The organism is Sphingorhabdus sp. (genome assembly GCF_035329025.1).
Lineage (GTDB): Bacteria > Pseudomonadota > Alphaproteobacteria > Sphingomonadales > Sphingomonadaceae > Sphingorhabdus_B.
Genome location: NZ_DAOLHN010000008.1, coordinates 63,261 through 78,503, shown reverse-complemented (window position 1 = coordinate 78,503; position 15,243 = coordinate 63,261). Strand labels below are relative to the sequence as shown.

The window sequence follows — 15,243 nt, the reverse complement described above, 5'->3', positions numbered from 1 at the left end:
TTGCATGTGTTAAGCATGCCGCCAGCGTTCGTTCTGAGCCAGGATCAAACTCTCAAGTTTGATTTATAATCATGTCAACCGGTTGGAATACCGACTGGCACGACCAAATCCAAGGATCCGGGCTGCACAATAGTCAATTACTATATATGGATATGCGTAAAGGACATATGTGCAGTCGGCGTATTTGGTAACCCGATCACTCTGCGCCTTGAAGCCGCAGAAACCGGGGCCGCCGCCCACATGTCCCTTCATCAAACATCACAATGTCAAAGAGCCGACCGACAAAAAACCGGACACTCAACGTTCCCCGATATTCCTACCGGAGGAGGGAGTGTCCTGCTATGTTGGCGACCAGACCGCAGAAGCGTTTGCTTCCCGTCCGGTGAAGGGGCCTCTAAAGGGGTCCTACGATTCGGTCAACAGGGTTTTTGCAATTTTATTTCAAAATTTTTGCGGAACCCCGGAAAACCACGTTTTTGTAAGCAATTATCGATAGTTGGTACCTTCATGAGCGATGCGCAGACAATCACACCGCCGGAAGGAGAAGACTTTGGAAACCGCGTGAAACGCGCGGTTTTCTGGCGTTCCGGGACCCAAATCATCTCGCAGATCGTCAGCTGGGGCGCGACTCTCGCTGTCATCCGAATCCTCGATCCCAGCGACTATGGCCTGTTCGCAATGACCTCGGTCGTGCTCGTTTTCCTCAATTTCCTCAACGGATATGGCTTTGTCAGCGCGCTGATCCAATCCGAATCAGTCGAACCGATCCGAATCAGGCAGGCTTTTGGCATGCTGATTCTCCTCAATGTCGGATTGGCACTCATCCAACTCTTCATCGCCGCCCCGCTGGCCGCTGCCTATTATAGGGAGCCGGTCGTGGCAGAGATGCTGCGCTGGCAGTCGCTGATCTATCTGTCGACGCCCTTCCTGATTCTTCCCGAAGCGCTGATGACGCGCGATCTGGAATTCCGGAAGCCAGCGATCATCAATCTGCTGACCTCTTTGGTTGGCGCTGCGGTCGCACTGGCACTGGCGTTAAATGGGGCGGGCGTGTGGACATTGGTCTTCGCCCCCATCTCGATATTCTGGAGCCGCGCGGTCATGCTGATGGTCGCAACCCGATTCTGGGTGTTGCCTAGCTTCAACTTTCGTGGCGCGGGGCACATCTTCACCTTCGGTACCGCGCTCTTGATCGGACATGGCTTCTTCATCGTGCAAAGCCAGTCTGATATCTTTATCGCTGGCCGCCATTTCGACACCCATGATCTGGGGCTGTATGCTGAAGCGCTATTCCTGACACAGCTGTTCGCCACCAAATTCATCCCGCCCCTGAACGAGGTAGCCTTCCCCGCCTATGCGCGGATCCAACACGACCAGGGCAAGCTCGCCTATAGTTTCCTCAAGGCCGTGCGCCTCATCATGCTCGTCGCCTTTCCGCTCTATTTCGGCATGGCCGTGACGGCCGCACCCTTCGTTGCCACGTTGATGGGTGAGAAGTGGCTGGAGGCCACACCAATCGTCGCAATTCTTGCGCTTGCCATGCCGGTGGCCACTTTGCAGTTCCTGTTTCAGCCTGCGATCAACGCACTCGGCCTACCGGGTGTGACGATGCGCAATTCGATTGCGGGCGCAATTATCATGCCATTGGTCTATCTGGCGGCCATCCGTTTCGGAGCGACAGGATTGGCCTGGGGCTGGCTGGTGTCGTTCCCGCTACTCCTTGCCTTCACCATCTATCAGGCACGACCGCATATCGGATTTCAGCTTAGCCAGCTGGCCGGGGCCGTGATACCCGGTCTGTGCGCAGCGGCGTCGATGGCTGTTTTAGTTTGGTTGTTCGACCGCTATCTAGTTGAGGCGCTGTGGCCGCAACTGGTGCCGATGCTCCACCTTCTGCTGCTCGCAGGAGTCGGCGGATTGATTTACGGAGCCCTGCTTTGGTTTGGTTCGCGTGAAACGGCGACGGAGGTTCTCAATTTGCTAGTACGCCGAAAGGTGCAAGCGCAACCCGATGCGGCCTAGCCGGGCTCGACCGCTTGAGCCATCCGTTTGAGCGCCAACCGGTCAAACCAGAACAGTTCGGGCCGCCCTCTCGGCTCCATCCCCGGCAATTCGCGCCGGTAGATGTCCGAAAGCAAACGGGGCAACCCTTTGGGGCCGGTATCGCGCATGATCCGGCTGATCATCGCATTCTGATAGTGGCGTACACTATAGTTCACCATGCGGCGATACTGCATGCGCCAGCTTTGGGGCGATAAGGTGCTGACCGGCGCACAGAGGAAGCCCGCGCCCGCACACACGGCAACCCGATAATCGTTCCAATTCGATTCATCGGCCAGATCGGTCTTGGCCATCGCACAAATCAGGCCATCTTCACCGATTACATCGTCCGGCAAACGGATACCGTCTTGCTTCATCCGCCGCAGGAAATCGCCGCGAAGCGCATAAAGATCGCCGAACAGACCATGCTCGCGCTGCATTACTTTTTGGTAATGAGCCATCCTGCGCCCGTTCATCGGCATGCCCGAAGCGGCATTGGCGCCATGCTTTTTCTGCAACGCTAGATTCAACGCATCAATCGAACCGGGCGTGATTTCGGCATCGCCGTCGACAAATATATGCGTTTCATGAAATCCGGTCAGATCATCGAACAGGAACCGGTTCCAGCTGCGCGCCTTCCCGCCTTCTTTATATATGTGCACCCGAACGTTGCGCGCCGCAGCGGCAACGCCGCCTGCGATGGCGGCCGTCGCGTCGGTAGATCCGTTGACAATGACGTGGATCGCCACATCCGCTTCGTTCAACGGCAGGCTGTTGAGGCAGGCGGCAATCCGCGCCTCTTCATTGTGCGCCAGCACGGCGATGCAGATGGGCGGCTTGAACGTCATGACTTCTGGGCCATCGCCCAGACGGTTACGGGAAAACGCTCATCATTGGGCAGGTGTCGCTTCCAGCCAGTCCGCGCCCAGCGGTTCAAATTGGCTTTGACTGCCGAGGCGTTGCCCCAACTGCCAGTCACTACCCGTTCTGGATCGAAGCCCGCCTCTTCCAGAAAATGCTTCATTCCCAGCTCGGTCCAGCGGCTGCAATCGGTCGGGATCGGATGAAAGCGGATCAGAAAGGGTGTGATGTTGATGAACCAGCCCCCCGGCCGCAGCATCGCATGGACATTACGCGCAGCGCGATAGGGGTAAAGCAGGTGTTCCCACACATTGTCAGCGATGAGGATGTCGAACTGGCGGTCCAGCCGTTCGTTGCAAATATCATGATCGGGCCAGTTCATTTCGCTGAAGCTGCCCCATTGCCGCACGCGCCACTTCCAACCCGCACTGATTTCCAAGGCGTCGAGCGTTTCGGTGCCTATGCCATCGAGCCAGCGGTCAATCTCGCGATAGGCGACGGTGCGGGTAATGTGCTGCTTGTCATAGCCGACAGCCGCCGCAGCTTTCCCCAGCCAGTTTTTGAGCCTGTTGTCCATTGCCACCCCGAATGCGCCCACGCAGACGCGGATTCGGGATAGCAGACCCGCCCTTTACAGCGCGTAAATTGTTGTCACGCTTTCAGCAGACCGATCTCGATCAACCGCTCACGCAGATAGTCGTCGGCCAGTATCGGCTCGGGATAGCGATTCGGATTTTCTTCGCTGATGCATTGCGGTAGCGTCGCAATCGGATAATCCGAATTGAGATGCAGGAAAAAGGGCATCGAATAGCGGCTGTACTTCGACCGCTCGCCCATCGGATTGCGTACCCGGTGCGTGGTCGAGGGGAGGTAATGGTTGCACAGCCGCTGGAGCATATCGCCGACATTGAGCGACAACCCGCCTTCGGGCGGCGAGACATCCATCCAGGTGCCGTCAGGCCGCAGGATCTGAAGGCCCGATTCCTCTGCACCAAGAAGCAGGGTGATCAGGTTGATATCCTCATGCGCGCCGGCACGGATGCAGCCTTCGGTATCACCTTCGATCGGCGGATAGTGGAGCAGGCGCAGGATTGAATTGCCGACGTTGATCTTGTCGTCAAACCAGTCTGCTTCCAGCCCAAGATAAATGGCGAGGTAGGACAATATCTTCGCACCGACCCGGTCAAACTCGGCGTAGAGTGGCTCAAACACGTCGCGGAAACCATCGACCGTATCGGGCCAGATATTCTTGAGCATATCGCTTTCCAGCGGATGCCCTTCGGGCAAAGTCCGCCCGACATGCCAGAATTCCTTCAGGTCATGATGGTCGGCGCCTTTGGCAATCTCGGTCTTGAAAGGGGTGTAACCGCGCTGTCCCGCGATATTCTTATCGTACCAGCGCAACTTTTCCTCGGTCGAGCGGGCAAACAGCTCTTTCGAGAGGCGCCAAGCCTCCTTGGCAAGATGCGGATTGATCCCATGGTCGACAACCTTGGCAAAACCATAGGTTCGGAAACTGTCGCCAAGGGCTTGGGAGATGGCTTGGGTGTCGCTGCTGGCCAGCGAAATATCGGGCATTTGACTCATATCCATGCAAATAGCCCTTGACCTATTTGCATGCCAGCGAAATTGACGCCGATCAAAGGAGCGTCAAATGAGCGAGCAATATTGGCTGATGAAATCGGAACCCGATGTATACAGTTGGGACGATCTGGTGGCCGAGAAAGAAGGCACTTGGGACGGCGTGCGCAATCACGCCGCCGCGCTCAACATGAAGACGATGAAGAAAGGCGACCTCGCATTCTTCTACCACAGCAATATCGGCGTCGAGGTGGTCGGGATCATCAAGATCAGCAAGACCGCCTTTATCGATCCCACCGACGAGAAGGGCAAATTCGTCGCCGTGAAGGTGAAGCCGGTACGCAAGCTCAAAAACCCTGTTCCGCTGAAAGCGGTCAAGGCCAACCCCAAACTCGCCGAAATGGACCTCGTCCGGCTGTCGCGCTTGTCCGTCGGCAAAGTGCGCCCGGAAGAGTGGAGTGAGATTTTGCAGATGGCGGGGGAGAAGGCCTAGGCCGCTTTCCGACATGTCCAAAATCGCCATCCTCACCCCTGCCCCCGAATATTGGGAAAACTGGTCGCTGCCCAAGGCGCATTATGAGCGGCTGCTTGGGCCGAGCCTCACTTTTCGTCCCTGGACCGACCCGGGCGACCTTTCCGGCTTTGAAATTGTCCTTCCGCTGCTGACATGGGGCTACCAGCGCGATGTGCCCGGCTGGTTCGCGCTGCTCGACCGGTTGGAGTCCGAGGGCTTGCCAATGGCCAATCCGGCGAAGGTGCTGCGCTGGAACAGCGACAAGACCTATCTGGCGGAACTGTCTGCCGCAGGCGTCGCTACGGTGCCGACTTTGATTCGCGAATCGATGAGCGACGCCGCACTGGCAAGCGCACGCGAAATCCTTGAAAGCCCGCGCCTTGTGGTAAAGCCGCCCATCTCTGGCGGGGCCGATGGCACATTCTTGATCGGCCGGTCCGACCCGCTCCCAGCCGAAGCGGTGGGGCAACGGATGCTGGTGCAGCCTTATCTTCCCGCGATTGCCGAGGATGGCGAATATTCGCTCTTTTACTTTGGCGGCTGCTACAGCCACGCGATCAGCAAGCATCCTGCCGAGGGCGACTTCCGCGTGCAGGAACAATTTGGCGGCGTCGAGCGCAGCATCGAGGCACCCGCCGATGCAAGAACCCTCGCCGAAACAGCTCTGGCGGCTACCGACAAGTTGCTCGATTGCGGCCCGCTCACTTATGCCCGCATCGATATGGTCCGCGATGGCGAGGGCGCTTTCCGCCTGATGGAACTGGAACTCATCGAGCCCAGCCTGTTCCTGCACTTTGCGGCGGATGAAGGGGCGATGTTTGCGGAAGCGGTAAAGGCTAAAGCTCAGGCCACCCGATAATCCGCCACCACTTCGCCGCACGCCCGCAATTCTTCCTCATGCCCGACCTCGCGCCACTCTTCCTTGAGTGCGGCGGCTTCCCATGCCTGCATTGCGGGATGGGCGAGGATGTGGTCGACCCAAGCCTGTCCAGTTCCGACATCCAGCCCATAGGTCCGCACGCGATAGGCCACGGGGGCGAAGAAGGCATCGACGGCGCTGAAATCCTTTCCCGCCAGATAAGGCCCACCGAAGCGCGCCAGCCCCTCTTCAAACAATTCGCGGATGCGCGCGACATTGGCCTTGAGCGTGTCGGACATCGGCTTTGGCTTCACCCGCACGCCGACATTCATCGTGCAATCATTGCGCAGCGCAGAAAAGCCGCTGTGCATTTCCGATGCCGCGCATTGCGCCCAAGCCCTTGCATCGGGGTCGGTCGGCCAGACGCGCTCATGCCGGTCGGCCAAATAGAGCGTGATGCCCATGCTGTCGTAAATTGTCCGGGTCATAGTGTCGTTGGCATGCAGCAGCACCGGCACCTGGCCGGTGGGGGAGAAGGAACGGAAATCGTCATAATTGCTCGGCTTGGTGAAGGGTTCCAGCCGGTCTTCAAATTCCAGACCCAGCCCCTTCATCAACAACCACGGCCGCAAAGACCAACTGGAGTAGTTCCGGTTTGCGGTGATTAATGTGTAGCCCATGGCTTCCTGCCTTCCTGTTGCCCTGCCGCCACTTATGGTATTCGGCTTGTATCCAGCCAGTTTGAATCCTGCTTGTTGTGGTAGCTATCAATCACTGCGAACGGGATGCGAAAGGGAAAGCCCCAATTGCTGTTCCACATCGCCACAACACCGGTCCGGGTGGCGGGTTCAAAAATCATCGTAGCACGATAGCCGTCAACCGCACCTGAATGGCCGTCCAGCCGTAGCCCGTTGTAAGAAAAACTGCGCCAGCCGAGGCCATAATAGGCATCGCTGTTCGCCTGCCTGAGGTCGCCGCCATAAAGCCGTCCGGTTTTGACGCGCGGGCTATGCGCCAGCTTGAGCACTGCGGGCGAAATAACCTTGGGCCGCTCTCCCATCATCGCCTGCATCCAGCGCGCGAAATCGACGATATTGCTGTCGATCCCGGCAGCCGCAGGTACGCGCCAATAGGCTTCCTTCAAAGGGCGGACATCCGATCCATTATGCGGCTTCGCCCAATCCTTCGCTTTGGTCAGCCCTGCCATGCCAAAATCGGCACTGCGCATCCCTAGCGGTCGAAAGAAGCGGTCAACAACCGCCTCGGCATAAGGTCTTTGGGCCGCCTGACCCAAAATCTCGCTGGCTGTGTCGAATGCGACATTCTGATAGGTATGACAGGTCCCCGGAATGCATTGCAACGGCGCAGCAACAAGGTCGGCACGAATCCGGGCAGGATTTTGTCCGTCTTCCAGCCGTTCGTCATAGGCATTTTTGGTGAGCCCCGTTTGCTGGGACAATAATTGTCCGAACGTTAGGCGCGATTCGGCTCCGCCGGGCAGATGCAAAGTGGTGCGCCAACTGGCAACCGATCGATCCAGATCCACCGCACCTTCATCGGCGAGCGAAGCGGCGAGTGCGCCGGCCGCCGTCTTTGAAACCGAGGCCCAGCGAAATACTGTCTGCGGGGTCACCTGCGTGCCGACTGACCGGTCAGCAAAGCCATAAGTGCGAACGAAGCTCAGCCTGCCATCTTCGACAACTGCGACCGCGAGCCCCGCCATTTCAGGACGCAGCGACAGTTCGGCCAGTTGCTGTTCCAGCGCGGGATAATCGATCCGGCCTTCCCATTCCTCAGGCGTGTCGGGTAGGTCTTCTGCGGTAAGGCGCGAAATGATCGGCGCCTCTGCCAATGGCCCGCCGTCATCAAGGCTTTTGGTACCGAACCAGCCAGCGAGGGCAAGGGCGATAACAACGGCAAGTGCAATATAAATTCGTTTCATCGACCGCTGTTGCTTCTTTCCGTCCTGAAAAGCGGATTCATTTCGCGGCCTTTTCGGACAGTTCGGGCCAAGCTTGCCAGGTGCCAATGGTAAAGCAAAGGCCGAGCGCAAGAACGATCAGCGACGACCAGAGCATGAAGCCAAAGGACAGGTCAGGTCGCCAGCTGGATCGCACAAAGAAGGCGGCTGCACGCAACAACAATACAGCGCTAATCAACACAAGCGCGGTGCGCGCCAGCGGGAGCCGTGTCAACAGCCCTGCCCCCGAAAAGGCGTAGGCGGCCCAGACGGCAAGGACTGCCGCGATAGCCATTGTAATCGCAGCAGGCACCCATGAGCCTTGCGTCGCCATCCGGGCCATCCCCTCGCCTGCACCCAAAAAGCGGTACCAAGCCGGTCCGCCGACAATGCACGCAAGATGCAAGGCAGATGCGGCCAGACTGCCCAGCCCTGCCGCGATAAGCCAGATATTCAACGCAGCGCCGCTCACGCCAAATAGTGCGCCGTCGTTTTCGCCGCAACTTCGTCCACCGTCACACCCGGAGCCAGTTCGATCAGCCTGAAGGGCGATGCGTGATCGGGCCGCTGGAACACGGCAAGATCGGTGATCACCATATCGACTACATTACGACCGGTCAGCGGCAGAGTGCAGGCGGGGATGAATTTGGGCGAACCGTCCTTCGCGACATGCTCCATCACCACGATGATCTTTTTGACGCCTGCGACCAGATCCATCGCGCCGCCCATGCCCTTGATCATCTTGCCGGGAACCATCCAGTTGGCGATATCGCCATTTTCGGCAACTTCCATCGCGCCAAGCACGGTCAGGTCGATATGCCCGCCACGGATCATGGCAAAGCTCTGCGCGCTATCGAAATAGGCCGATTGCGGCAGCTCACTGATCGTCTGCTTGCCCGCATTGATCAGGTCGGGGTCGACCTCATCGTCATAAGGAAATGGACCGATGCCGAGCATGCCGTTTTCCGATTGCAACGTCACGTCCATGCCATCGGGGATATGGTTCGCCACCAGCGTCGGGATACCGATGCCGAGGTTCACGTAAAATCCATCCTGCAACTCTTTCGCCGCGCGCGCCGCCATCTGGTCGCGGGTCCATCCTTTGGAAAGGCCATCATGGGTTGTCATTATGCTGCCTCCCTTTCGCGAACGGTGCGGAACTCGATCTTCTTGTCATAGGGGCTGCCGATTATCATCCGCTGCACATAGACACCGGGAAGATGGATGGCGTCGGGATCAAGGCTGCCCACCGGCACCACTTCCTCTACCTCGACCACACAGACCTTGCCGCAGGTTGCGGCTGGTACGTTGAAATTGCGTGCGGTCTTGCGGAAAACGACATTGCCGCTTTCATCGGCCTTCCATGCCTTTACCAGGCTGAGGTCTGCAAAGATGCCGCGTTCGAGGATATATTCCTCGCCGTCGAAGACCTTCACTTCCTTACCCTCGGCCACTTGCGTGCCGACGCCGGTCTTGGTGTAGAAACCGGGGATGCCCGCACCGCCTGCACGCATGCGCTCGGCGAGCGTACCTTGCGGACAGAACTCAACCTCAAGTTCGCCCGACAGGAACTGCCGCTCAAACTCCTTATTCTCGCCGACATAAGAGGCGATCATTTTTTTCACCTGCTTGGTGCGCAGCAGCTTGCCGATGCCTTCATTGTCGATACCGGCATTGTTCGAGGCGAAGGTCAGGCCGGTGACGCCGCTGTCCATGATCGCTTCAAGGAAGCGTTCGGGAATACCGCACAGGCCAAAACCGCCACTGGCGATGAGCATATCGTTACGCAGCAGGCCATCAAGCGCGGCCTTTGCGTCGGGATAGAGTTTTTTCATGAGATACCGACCTTACGGCTGGGGTTGGGAGAGACCCAGCCACCTAACCGTTCGGTCCGTTCTGCGCAAGAGCCGCGCTGGCCCTTTCCCTTACGTCAGTTTAGGATATCACCGATCCCGCGACGCACAGCATCTTCGGCACGGCGACCGACCTCATCCTCGGCAGCCCCCTTTGTGCGCTGACCCAGCCGGCGCAGTTCTTCGGGTGTGCGGACCTTTTTCTGGCTGGCGACGGGGCCGGCACTTGCCATGCCTTTAACACCAGTGATGCAGCAATTGTTCGATTGCAGCAGTTCAGCCCGGCCGTCCCATTTCAGATAGCACATTTTGCGTTCGGGGACCAAAGTCCAGGCTTGGCAGCTGCCATCGGCATCGCAGCCACGCTTGCAGCTTTGCCAGTCATTGGCGTTGGCAACGGCGAATTCGCGGTGGTCATAACCCATGATGTTGACGTTGAACATCGGCTGCCATTCCTCAACCGCTGCGACCGAAGTCACGGTCTGGCGCGAACACACCAGTTCGGCAAGATTGCCCTTTGCGTCTGCAGCATAAGACAGCACCTGCGAATAACCCCGCCTGCTGCAATAGGCACGCGCGCCCTGCGACTGGCATGTAGCCAGATCCTTGGGTTTCTTATCATCGCATGCTTTGACGAGCTTGCCCTTTGCAGACAGTGGCTGGCAGAAAAAGCCTGTGCTCGCGCCCTCGCTGTCGGTGCAGGGGGCAGTGGCAAATTCGGGGGCGTCATCCTTGCCGGTCGCCGACCAGGCGAAGGCTGCAATTACAAGAAGCAGCAGGCTTCCTACTACACCCATTCTCGACAACATGACGCGTCTCCTTGCTCGGTCAGCACTGCTCCGAACCGGAAATACGGAGCTCCATTGCAAGACAAATATCGCGGCCAAGAGTGGGTCACTATACCCAGTTCATGGGATGGCGGGTGCGATGCCAAGTGCGTAGGTTATGGAACCAAAGTTAGATGTGCTGCGATGTTCAGGAGGCCCTGTGATGACCTTTTACCGGACGATTTTTTATCTGGTGCTTTTCGTCACCGCGGGTCTCGCAACCACTCTGTTCCCACCGTCAGGCGCAAGAGCCCAGGTGGGTCGTGATTCAAACTGGGCTACCGATACCGGTGATCTGCGCATCTACGTTCCCGATTCACCTTCCTATCCGCGCGATAACTGGCGCAACGGCGCAGGACCGCGTGCCGACATCGCCCCACGCGCTGCCGTGGTGATGGAGGGCGAGTATCGGAACTTGCGATGGAAAGGCAATTATTGGGTCATGACGAGCCGTGATCACAAGCCGCATGGAAGCATGTGCCTCGGTTCACGACCCACATTATATACCGCTGCCGATGACAGCTATGATTACGGGATATTCGACGTCACCTTCAACGCCGCCGAAAACAGCTTTACCGGTACCAGGCAGTGGCAATGCCGATATCCCGACGGCCGCACCCGTTCAGGTCCAATAGAAAGCTTCTCGGGCACCCGGTCGGGCATCGCCGCAGCGATGCCGCCTACGCTGGCGGTTCCCACAGCCCCGATTGTCCCCAACCCGGCCTCTGCAGATTCGCCTGACAGTCGGCTTCCAGATCGCCGCAATTGCGATGAAATGAGAGGACTGGTGATACGGGCTGATGGCCGCGATATTCCAACGACTTCGCGATATGTCATCCGGCCTTGCGCGCTTGACGCGTTGACGAGGGACAAGTTCCAGATCGACATGGCCAATCCCGAAGGTAAACGACCGATGCGTCTTGCGCTTCGTGGGTTCAATTTGAGCGACATTCAGCCCGATCCGGTGACGCGGAATTTGACAATCACCGGTCGTTTCACCCCCGAAACTTATGCGCAGGGTCTGCCATTTACCGGCGATCCCAGACCGGGAAGTTCGATCATGAACCTGACCATGTCAGGAAGGTTTTGTAATTCGGCTTTCTGGGTCGCCTATCTGGATTTTTCCGACGGCAGTCAGAGCGAACCGGTCGGCATGCTGCTCAGCAAATGCGGCGCGCGGCTGCACCCCGAGCAACTACCACCACTTACAGGCCCGCGCGCTGGCGAAGGTGATGGTGTCCGGCGAGCCAAACCGAAGCCCCGCTAATAGGCTGGGGTTTCGGCTCTCGCTGCTCTTTCAGCGGAGCGACAGTCCCACCGCCGACTCCAAATCGGCAAGCGCCTGTTCGCCACTGGTTACCTTGATCGCGTGCATACCCAACTGGGACGCGGGTTTGCAGTTGATGCCGAGGTCATCGAGATAGACACAGGTTTCGGGTGACACCGATAATGCCTCGCACATCATCTGGTAGATGCGCGGATCGGGCTTGCGCACGCCTGCCTTGCTGCTTTCGATGACATGATCGAAGCGCGCCATGATAGCTTCGACCTGTAGGGCCTTATCCTCGCTGCGTGCCATGGCGGCGCCACGGCCTGCCTTCACATTGTTGGTGATGCAACCGATGCCAAAGCCTTCAGCCTTCAGCCGGTCTAGCGCGGTGACCATATAAGGGCGCACATCGCCCGCAAGACAGGCGATCACCGAGGCGCCGTCGAGCGCATGGCCCATTGCTTCGGCCTCCGCCGCGAACAGGGCATCGAAGCCGCTGGCGTCGATTTCTGCGCGTTCAAATTTCGCCCATGCATTGTCGTCACGGTTGATCGCGTTGACGCTGCGGATGAAATCATTGGGCAGGCCGCGCTCAGCCTCCAGCCGATTGAACGCTTCAAAGGGTGACGAGGTGATGACCCCGCCGAAATCGAAAATCACATGGGAAAAGTTCATGGGGTAACAATGATTCCTGTCTTGGGATCGGCAGCGCCGCTCAATACTTCATGATAGGCGGCAAGCGCGCCTTCGCTGCCGCTGCGTGTGTCGATGGTGGCGATCGAAGGGGCGACTTCCATGAAGTCCAGCCAAGCGGCGGCGATACGCTCGCCAAAGCCGCGTGCACCCCAGTCGGAGATGCGTTTCTGGCTGCGACCGGGCGCGAAAAAGCCTTCGCGCACAGGACCGGGTAGTTCTCCCATTTCGGGCGCGGCGTCCCAGTGCGACTTGCCGACGATCATCGAATATTTAAGCGCATAGGCGAAATGCGTGTGGACAGCGCGCGTCACATCGCCGCTACCCGCCATATCGACCAGTGCCGACGGCACCGACGCATCGAGGGTAGCTATGTCGTCATAGGCAACCACTTGGTCGTAAATGCCAAGATCGGCCAACCCGGAGGCATTGGCTTTGCTGGTCAGGCCGATTGTGCGCGGCCGTTCGCTGCGCTGCTTCATCGCATGCGCCAAGCCGATGGCGGTCTTGCTCGACGCACTGGCGATCAGCAGCTGCTCCACACCATAGTCGCCTTCATCCTCGAACTGGTCAGCAATCAGCCAGCCGGTCAGGAACAGCGGACGGAAAACCGGCCAGTAATCGTGATGCTCGGGCTTATAATCGGGGATCGCCTCCACCCGCTGATACTGGTTATAGATCGGCGGCAAGGTCGTGCGCCGCGGGGTTATATCCATGAAACTCCCGCCACCGATATGCCCCGGCATCAGCACCGCGTGGCTCGCCATCGGGTAATAGCCGTAATAGCGATCGCCGGGGGCTACGCCTTCGACATCGCTGACCAGCACCGTGGCGAATCCCCACACCGGCAGCCTCCCGGGAACCCCGCGTTCGGCGAAGAAATCCCAATAGCCCTGTTCATTGCCAAACAGGCCAGCAGGCTTGCCGAACACCGCATAGGTCACATTGTTGGCGGTCATCGCATAGCTATCGACATGCACCAAAATCTCGCCGGGGCCGACTTCAGTGAGAGCGGTTACGACTTCGGTTTTGCTGACATCGTCGCGATCAATGTCGATGGCCCATGCTGCACTGCTCATAATCTATCCTACCGTTGTTCCGAACAGCGAGCCAATCGCCGCCGTTGCTGCCATGGCGACTGCACCCCAGAATGTCACGCGCATCACGCCCTTCCCAACCGGTGCGCCGCCCGCTTTCGCACCCACCACACCCAAAATGGCAAGAAAGAGCAGCGAAGCGCCTGAGACAATCCATGTCAGCGACGGCCCGGGAAACAGGGGAACCAATATCAGAGGCAGCGCTGCCCCAGCGGCAAATGCCGCAGCCGAGGCAAGTGCTGCCTGAATCGGCCGTGCCGACATCTCGCTGGTCAGGCCCAGCTCATCGCGCAAATGGGTTTCGAGCGCATTGCCTTCCATCAATTTGTCGGCGACTTTTTCCGCCAGATCACGATCCAGACCGCGTTTCTCATAAATGCCGATCAGTTCTTCCCGCTCGAATTCGGGCTGTGTTTCGAGCTCCGCTGTCTCGCGTGCGATATCAGCCTTTTCGGCATCGCCCTGCGAGCTGACCGACACATATTCGCCCGCCGCCATCGACATCGCACCCGCTACCAGTCCCGCAATGCCGGTAATCAGGATGCTTTGTTGCGATGCACCGGCCGCCGCAACCCCGGCAATCAGGCTGGCGGTAGAGACGATGCCGTCGTTCGCGCCGAGGATCGACGCGCGCAACCAGCCGATCCGGTCGATGACATGGGCTTCGACATGCAGCCGCGACATCGGATCCCCTTCAATAGTTCAGTTTGAGGCCGGGCCGGTTCCAGCGCGTCTTCACCAGCCGCCCGCTGCCCGAAAGTGTAATATAAGCATCCATCATATCATCCCCGCCAAAAGCAATGTTGGTGGTGAAGATGTCGTCGGTCGCAACAAATTCGACCAGCTCGCCCTCGGGCGAGATAACGCTGATCCCGCACTCCCCGATCGTCGCAACGCAGATATTGCCGTTCGCCTCCATCGCGAGGCTATCGAAGAATTTATAACCGGCGGGGCGATAGAGCGGGATGCCGGGGCCGCCCGGGCCTGCATCGGGCGCGACCTTGCCAGGGGCGGTGATGTTGAACTTCATCAACCGGCAGGTGTAGGTTTCCGCTGCATAGAGCGCGCTGCCATCGGGCGCGAGGCCGACGCCATTGGGGTTGTTCGACGGGAAGATGACTTCTTCCAGATGGCTGCCATCGGTCTTGGCATAGAAGATGCCGACAATGTCGTGGCAGCGCTTGGCATAGTCGACCTTGCCATGATCGGTGAACCAGAAGCCGCCATGTTCATCAAAGACAATGTCGTTGGGGCCGCGCAGCACGCAGCCATGATCGCCGGATTTGTAGAGGATTTCGACTGCGCCTGTGGCGATATCAATCCGCTCGATCCGCCCGCCCGAATAGTCATTGGCGATGCCGTGCGGGGCCAGATAGCCATTGGCTTCTGCATATTCGAAGCCGCCATTGTTGCAACAATAGAGCTTTCCGTCGGGGCCAAGAGCAAGACCATTGGGTCCACCGCCCGTCGTGGCAACGGTTTCCTTGCTACCATCGGGCTTGACCCTTGTGATCTTGCCCTGCTCGATTTCGGTTACAATGACGCTGCCATCCGGCATCACAACCGGCCCTTCGGGAAAGCGCAGTCCGTCGGTGATGGTTACCATTTCTGCCATGTTCAAAATCCTCCCAATCTCTCTCGCCGCCCAAGCTGGCAGCAGGAAATGCGTTTGGGAAGCCTGATAATGC

The 15,243-nt window shown here is 58.5% G+C and carries 17 protein-coding genes; 4 read left to right on the top strand and 13 right to left on the bottom strand.

Annotated elements, in window-relative coordinates:
* The first annotated feature begins 507 nt into the window (after positions 1–507).
* Positions 508–2,022 (top strand): lipopolysaccharide biosynthesis protein, encoded by a 1,515-nt coding sequence (locus tag PKC81_RS03660; RefSeq protein ID WP_324333278.1) that lies wholly within the window; start codon positions 508–510, stop codon positions 2,020–2,022.
* Here the strand turns inward: PKC81_RS03660 and PKC81_RS03655 are convergent.
* The 3 genes from PKC81_RS03655 to PKC81_RS03645 form a co-directional block, all read right to left on the bottom strand.
* Positions 2,019–2,888 carry a glycosyltransferase family A protein gene (locus tag PKC81_RS03655; RefSeq protein ID WP_324333277.1) on the bottom strand — a complete coding sequence of 290 codons (870 nt, stop codon included), beginning with the start codon at positions 2,886–2,888 and terminating at the stop codon, positions 2,019–2,021. The genes PKC81_RS03660 and PKC81_RS03655 overlap by 4 nt on opposite strands.
* On the bottom strand, positions 2,885–3,478 hold the full coding sequence (locus tag PKC81_RS03650; protein ID WP_324333276.1) for a methyltransferase domain-containing protein: 594 nt from the start codon (positions 3,476–3,478) through the stop codon (positions 2,885–2,887). Before PKC81_RS03650 ends, PKC81_RS03655 begins: the two co-directional genes overlap by 4 nt.
* Positions 3,479–3,552: 74 nt before the next feature.
* Positions 3,553–4,494, bottom strand: a complete 942-nt coding sequence (locus PKC81_RS03645; RefSeq protein WP_324333275.1) for a 2-oxoglutarate and iron-dependent oxygenase domain-containing protein — start codon at positions 4,492–4,494, stop codon at positions 3,553–3,555.
* Positions 4,495–4,555: 61 nt separating this feature from the next.
* Here PKC81_RS03645 and PKC81_RS03640 point away from each other — a divergent pair, with 61 nt between their 5' ends.
* Both PKC81_RS03640 and PKC81_RS03635 read left to right on the top strand, forming a co-directional pair.
* Positions 4,556–4,975 (top strand): EVE domain-containing protein, encoded by a 420-nt coding sequence (locus PKC81_RS03640; RefSeq protein WP_324333274.1) that lies wholly within the window; start codon positions 4,556–4,558, stop codon positions 4,973–4,975.
* Between the two features lie 13 nt (positions 4,976–4,988).
* Positions 4,989–5,855: a hypothetical protein gene (locus PKC81_RS03635; protein ID WP_324333273.1), complete on the top strand. Its 867-nt coding sequence runs from the start codon at positions 4,989–4,991 to the stop codon at positions 5,853–5,855.
* On the opposite strand, the gene PKC81_RS03630 is transcribed toward PKC81_RS03635, so the two are convergent.
* From PKC81_RS03630 to PKC81_RS03605, 6 genes are all read right to left on the bottom strand, one after another.
* Positions 5,840–6,535, bottom strand: coding sequence for a glutathione S-transferase family protein (locus PKC81_RS03630; protein WP_324333272.1), 696 nt, complete (start codon positions 6,533–6,535; stop codon positions 5,840–5,842). The two genes, PKC81_RS03635 and PKC81_RS03630, sit on opposite strands and share 16 nt — an antisense overlap.
* A gap of 32 nt (positions 6,536–6,567) precedes the next feature.
* Positions 6,568–7,797 carry a serine hydrolase domain-containing protein gene (locus tag PKC81_RS03625; protein WP_324333271.1) on the bottom strand — a complete coding sequence of 410 codons (1,230 nt, stop codon included), beginning with the start codon at positions 7,795–7,797 and terminating at the stop codon, positions 6,568–6,570.
* A gap of 37 nt (positions 7,798–7,834) precedes the next feature.
* Positions 7,835–8,287, bottom strand: a complete 453-nt coding sequence (locus PKC81_RS03620) for a hypothetical protein (protein WP_324333270.1) — start codon at positions 8,285–8,287, stop codon at positions 7,835–7,837.
* Entirely contained in the window at positions 8,284–8,943 is a 660-nt protein-coding gene (locus tag PKC81_RS03615; RefSeq protein WP_324333269.1) for a CoA transferase subunit B, read from the bottom strand. The genes PKC81_RS03620 and PKC81_RS03615 overlap by 4 nt, the downstream gene beginning before the upstream one ends.
* Positions 8,943–9,650: a CoA transferase subunit A gene (locus tag PKC81_RS03610; RefSeq protein ID WP_298601027.1), complete on the bottom strand. Its 708-nt coding sequence runs from the start codon at positions 9,648–9,650 to the stop codon at positions 8,943–8,945. Before PKC81_RS03610 ends, PKC81_RS03615 begins: the two co-directional genes overlap by 1 nt.
* A gap of 95 nt (positions 9,651–9,745) precedes the next feature.
* The gene (locus PKC81_RS03605; protein WP_324333268.1) at positions 9,746–10,477 is read right to left on the bottom strand and encodes a PAN domain-containing protein; all 732 of its coding nucleotides are present in this window, start codon (positions 10,475–10,477) and stop codon (positions 9,746–9,748) included.
* 181 nt (positions 10,478–10,658) lie between these two features.
* Here PKC81_RS03605 and PKC81_RS03600 point away from each other — a divergent pair, with 181 nt between their 5' ends.
* Positions 10,659–11,762 carry a hypothetical protein gene (locus PKC81_RS03600; RefSeq protein ID WP_324333267.1) on the top strand — a complete coding sequence of 368 codons (1,104 nt, stop codon included), beginning with the start codon at positions 10,659–10,661 and terminating at the stop codon, positions 11,760–11,762.
* Between the two features lie 30 nt (positions 11,763–11,792).
* Here PKC81_RS03600 and PKC81_RS03595 read toward each other — a convergent pair whose 3' ends face one another.
* From PKC81_RS03595 to PKC81_RS03580, 4 genes are read right to left on the bottom strand one after another with little or no spacing between them, the layout of a single operon-like run.
* Positions 11,793–12,440 (bottom strand): HAD-IA family hydrolase, encoded by a 648-nt coding sequence (locus tag PKC81_RS03595; protein ID WP_324333266.1) that lies wholly within the window; start codon positions 12,438–12,440, stop codon positions 11,793–11,795.
* Complete coding sequence (locus tag PKC81_RS03590; RefSeq protein ID WP_324333265.1) at positions 12,437–13,537, bottom strand: DUF2855 family protein; 1,101 nt, start codon at positions 13,535–13,537, stop codon at positions 12,437–12,439. Before PKC81_RS03590 ends, PKC81_RS03595 begins: the two co-directional genes overlap by 4 nt.
* Positions 13,538–13,540: 3 nt before the next feature.
* Complete coding sequence (locus PKC81_RS03585) at positions 13,541–14,239, bottom strand: VIT family protein (protein WP_324333264.1); 699 nt, start codon at positions 14,237–14,239, stop codon at positions 13,541–13,543.
* A gap of 10 nt (positions 14,240–14,249) precedes the next feature.
* Positions 14,250–15,170, bottom strand: a complete 921-nt coding sequence (locus PKC81_RS03580; protein ID WP_324333263.1) for an SMP-30/gluconolactonase/LRE family protein — start codon at positions 15,168–15,170, stop codon at positions 14,250–14,252.
* Between the last annotated feature and the right edge of the window lie 73 nt (positions 15,171–15,243).

Excerpts from the sequence above, each read along its gene's own strand:
- PKC81_RS03635 (WP_324333273.1), top strand. The coding sequence starts at position 4,989 with ATGTCCAAAATCGCCATCCTCACCCCTGCCCCCGAATATTGGGAAAAC.
- PKC81_RS03660 (WP_324333278.1), top strand. The coding sequence starts at position 508 with ATGAGCGATGCGCAGACAATCACACCGCCGGAAGGAGAAGACTTTGGA.
- PKC81_RS03580 (WP_324333263.1), bottom strand. The coding sequence starts at position 15,170 with ATGGCAGAAATGGTAACCATCACCGACGGACTGCGCTTTCCCGAAGGG.
- PKC81_RS03605 (WP_324333268.1), bottom strand. The coding sequence starts at position 10,477 with ATGTTGTCGAGAATGGGTGTAGTAGGAAGCCTGCTGCTTCTTGTAATT.
- PKC81_RS03585 (WP_324333264.1), bottom strand. The coding sequence starts at position 14,239 with ATGTCGCGGCTGCATGTCGAAGCCCATGTCATCGACCGGATCGGCTGG.
- PKC81_RS03655 (WP_324333277.1), bottom strand. The coding sequence starts at position 2,888 with ATGACGTTCAAGCCGCCCATCTGCATCGCCGTGCTGGCGCACAATGAA.
- PKC81_RS03590 (WP_324333265.1), bottom strand. The coding sequence starts at position 13,537 with ATGAGCAGTGCAGCATGGGCCATCGACATTGATCGCGACGATGTCAGC.
- PKC81_RS03630 (WP_324333272.1), bottom strand. The coding sequence starts at position 6,535 with ATGGGCTACACATTAATCACCGCAAACCGGAACTACTCCAGTTGGTCT.
- PKC81_RS03595 (WP_324333266.1), bottom strand. The coding sequence starts at position 12,440 with ATGAACTTTTCCCATGTGATTTTCGATTTCGGCGGGGTCATCACCTCG.
- PKC81_RS03610 (WP_298601027.1), bottom strand. The coding sequence starts at position 9,650 with ATGAAAAAACTCTATCCCGACGCAAAGGCCGCGCTTGATGGCCTGCTG.
- PKC81_RS03645 (WP_324333275.1), bottom strand. The coding sequence starts at position 4,494 with ATGGATATGAGTCAAATGCCCGATATTTCGCTGGCCAGCAGCGACACC.
- PKC81_RS03625 (WP_324333271.1), bottom strand. The coding sequence starts at position 7,797 with ATGAAACGAATTTATATTGCACTTGCCGTTGTTATCGCCCTTGCCCTC.
- PKC81_RS03600 (WP_324333267.1), top strand. The coding sequence starts at position 10,659 with ATGACCTTTTACCGGACGATTTTTTATCTGGTGCTTTTCGTCACCGCG.
- PKC81_RS03650 (WP_324333276.1), bottom strand. The coding sequence starts at position 3,478 with ATGGACAACAGGCTCAAAAACTGGCTGGGGAAAGCTGCGGCGGCTGTC.
- PKC81_RS03640 (WP_324333274.1), top strand. The coding sequence starts at position 4,556 with ATGAGCGAGCAATATTGGCTGATGAAATCGGAACCCGATGTATACAGT.
- PKC81_RS03615 (WP_324333269.1), bottom strand. The coding sequence starts at position 8,943 with ATGACAACCCATGATGGCCTTTCCAAAGGATGGACCCGCGACCAGATG.